Origin of the sequence: Rahnella perminowiae, from assembly GCF_019049695.1 — a bacterium.
Taxonomy (GTDB): domain Bacteria; phylum Pseudomonadota; class Gammaproteobacteria; order Enterobacterales; family Enterobacteriaceae; genus Rahnella; species Rahnella perminowiae.
This window is the reverse complement of the sequence record NZ_JAFMOT010000032.1, coordinates 1-399: the sequence shown is the minus strand read 5'-3', so window position 1 is coordinate 399 and position 399 is coordinate 1. Positions and strand designations below refer to the sequence as shown.

Genomic DNA, 399 nt, shown 5'->3' with positions numbered 1-399 from the left:
GCATCAACTGACATTGCAGAAAAATATACTGACCAGTCATTTTATTTGATTCACAAATTGTTGATTTAGGTTAAATTAATCCATAGGACAGCGAAACTTCATTATGACTTTACAAGGATCAGTATATGTCACATCATCGCTTTATGCGCCGTGCCGCCAAAGGATTGCTTTTTTCTTCCATCGCATTTTCTGCGTCTTCTGATGCCTCAAGCTATTACAACTGTGCCAATGCCACTGGCTGTGTCGCAGTCCCCTCCCTCACCGCCACCTCAGATTATGCAAAAACCAAATACCCTATCGTGCTTGCTCATGGGCTTTTTGGCTGGAACAAACTGTTTGGTTTGGTCGATTATTTTAATGGCATCCCTCAAGATCTCACCAAAAATGGCGCCAGTGTGT

General features: G+C 42.6%; 1 pseudogene. It reads left to right on the top strand.

The features are described 5' to 3' along the window. Positions 1-125: 125 nt before the first annotated feature. Positions 126-399: pseudogene (locus tag J1781_RS00135) on the top strand (hypothetical protein); the annotation flags it as partial.